The following is a 2,735-nucleotide window of genomic DNA, read 5'->3' as shown; positions in this document are numbered from 1 at the left end:
TAGGATAGGTGATAAGAATGGTACACCACAAACAATCGAGATGACCAACAATCCTGGCAATGTCGAACACATTGGACTGATGGTATGCGCAATGATATTTCCCAATCCACTGGCAGAAATGATACCCAACAAAGTCGATGTAAAGGCCATGAATGGCAATACATTACGAATGATCATGTCGATCGAATCACGACCAGCGGCGAAGAACTTGTTGACAACATGTCCTACCCCGATACCGATTCGTGTAATGACACCTGGTTTATTTTCTTCTTGTGCAACAGCAATTTCGGCTTTCGCTTGTTCCTTGGTCTTTGGACCATCAGCAGCTGCTAATTCTTCTTCGGCTGTCTTCGCTGTTGAAGCATTCGTTTCATTGGTATACGATAAGTTGCTTTCTTTGACATCCGATACATAGATATCTGGTGTGATATACATAGCTAATGGGCCTACGGCTCCAACCGGTTCGACATTGACGGTCATGATGCGTTTCTTTGGATAGACACCACAACGTGCCGTACCACCACAGTTGACAACAGCGACTGCCACTTCATCATCGGGAACGGTTGTCTTAAAGCCATCCACCAATTCACAGCCTGTCATTTCGGCAATCTTTTTCGCTACAGGACTGATTTGTTGACCGGTTACACACAATACTTTATTCTTTTTTTCATTGGGTTCGATGATCAATGGTCCACCAAATCCAGCACTACCTTTTGTGATCTTAATATTTTTATATGCCATGATCCAATCCTCCTATTTCTTGATACCTGCTAAACGAAAATAAATCTTTTCCGTTACGATACCACGAATACCGATTACGATCAGACCAACGATGAAATAACGTACCGCTAAATCGGAATAACTTCCAGCGACTTTCTTGACACCTTCCGCAATTCCCATGAATACGAACAATTCACCGGCATTGGCATGTGGGAACAAACCTGTGATTGGGTGACAGAAGGAAACCGCCGAATCATAGAAGGCTGGTTTGTATTTTTCATCCAAGAAACGTCCAAACGAATAAGCCATTGGGTTTCCTAAGAACATATCGGCAATCAGTGGGAACAAGGTATAACGTAAAATAGCAATACTTGTTAGCTTTCTAGCGAATTTTTCAACTTTTTCTTCTCCGACCAATTTGATGATCGAGTTCATAAACGTAAGCAAACAAACAACTTGTGGAATGATACCAGTGACCCAACCTGTAAAGGTTTGACCACCAGCTGTAAACAGCCCAATGAAGCCTTGGGCTACACTAGCAATCGCATTCATATTTTTTCCTCTTCTCCTTTTATGAATTGAGTAGTAGTAAAATGTTGGCCGACATTTTTTACAATTTCATTATATGTGGCGATGTTTATAAAAGTCAATAAAAAAGCACTTTTATATTTACATTTAATTATTTATTTCATGTTTATATTGTCTTTAATATATTTTTAATATCTTTTATAATTACTTTTGTAAATTTTGAGCGATTTTTTATACTTAATAATTCATACAAGTTAATAAAGAGGCTTAGTTGCGCTTTTGTGTCAAACTATTCAATTTATTTGTTGTATGGTGTTTTACATTTCTCATATAACGGTTATGGAGGAACTCATCATGAAATGGAACAATGATCACAAATCAAAGGATTCCACCTATTTTATTCAGGTCGATATTCGCAACGGCAGAAAAGTGACTATCAAGAATGTTACACGTATTGGAAAGCATTCTCAATTATGGAAGATTACCAATGATTTCCTGGACTACGCCAAACAGAAGGTCAAATAAACCATGAAAAAACGTAATATACGATCGCCCGCAATTTCGATGAAAAGATCGTAAGTCATGGAAACAAAATTCCTAGATCTATTTGTCGAAACGTCGGCTACTTTTGTCTCAATAAAATCTACTTGGCTCTCAATCTCTATCTTTCTTTGATCAAGTCTGCAACGGGCATAAGATTGTCTATGATCCAAACATGATCAATAGGGTATTGACCATCTCCCGGAAAAGCTGCGCATCCTGAGAAATATCTACGGTTTGTACAGGACCTTTGATTTCTCTCTTTAGATATACTCGGTGAGCCCTATGATCCTTATCTTAAGTATCTGTTCCAGTCCACCATCAAACACGATACATTCGTTCGCTATTTCGATTGCAAGAACTTCGATTTTGAAAAGGATAATGAATTCCATACAATATTTGGATCAACAAAAAATGAGCATTCAGCCCTTCATCACAGACTATATGCTCATCTTTTTTTAACTGTTGAAAACAAGATTATTACGAGCAGTCAAATGCTATTCATGCACATATGTATAAGCAAAAAAATCATCTTTTTCATTTACACATTTGTTCACTTTTATGCGACATAAGTGATTATACTTCACATTTTTGATTGTTTCTATAAAAAAAAGAGGTCGAAGACCTCCAAACATATCTTATAGACCTGGATACATACCAATACTGAAGATAAACGCAATGATGACAGCAACAGGACCTGTGATCAAACGCGAATACAACACAGCTGGCACACCATATTCAATGGTTTCTGGTTCCGCTTCGCCCAAAGACAATCCAACCGGAACGAAGTCACATCCAACTTGTGCATCAATCGCAAATAAAGCTGGCAATGCATATTGCAGAGGAATAGCTCGTTGTGCAAATTGTTCACCCAACAAGACACCAACGGTCTGTGCAATGACAGCACCTGGTCCTAGGATAGGTGATAAGAATGGTACACCACAAAC

At 38.5% G+C, this 2,735-nt stretch carries 3 protein-coding genes and 1 pseudogene; 1 reads left to right on the top strand and 3 read right to left on the bottom strand.

The features are described 5' to 3' along the window. Together SOS22_RS07165 and SOS22_RS07160 are read right to left on the bottom strand one after the other, a co-directional pair. A partial coding sequence (locus tag SOS22_RS07165; protein ID WP_320596778.1) for a PTS sorbitol transporter subunit IIB occupies window positions 1-741 on the bottom strand: 741 nt, incomplete at its 3' end. Window positions 742-753: 12 nt separating this feature from the next. Continuing rightward, a complete protein-coding gene (locus SOS22_RS07160) occupies window positions 754-1,272 on the bottom strand; it encodes a PTS glucitol/sorbitol transporter subunit IIC (protein ID WP_277633867.1) in 519 nt (172 codons plus the stop codon). A gap of 330 nt (window positions 1,273-1,602) precedes the next feature. Here SOS22_RS07160 and SOS22_RS07155 point away from each other — a divergent pair, with 330 nt between their 5' ends. Further along, window positions 1,603-1,773 carry a hypothetical protein gene (locus tag SOS22_RS07155; protein ID WP_277633868.1) on the top strand — a complete coding sequence of 57 codons (171 nt, stop codon included), beginning with the start codon at window positions 1,603-1,605 and terminating at the stop codon, window positions 1,771-1,773. Between the two features lie 653 nt (window positions 1,774-2,426). On the opposite strand, the pseudogene SOS22_RS07150 reads toward SOS22_RS07155, so the two are convergent. After that, window positions 2,427-2,735 (bottom strand): annotated as a pseudogene (locus tag SOS22_RS07150) (PTS sorbitol transporter subunit IIB); the annotation flags it as partial.

The sequence above is a fragment of the Absicoccus sp. genome, from assembly GCF_034090965.1.
In the GTDB taxonomy this organism is placed as follows: domain Bacteria; phylum Bacillota_I; class Bacilli_A; order Erysipelotrichales; family Erysipelotrichaceae; genus Absicoccus; species Absicoccus intestinalis.
This window is presented reverse-complemented; position numbering and strand designations above follow the sequence as displayed.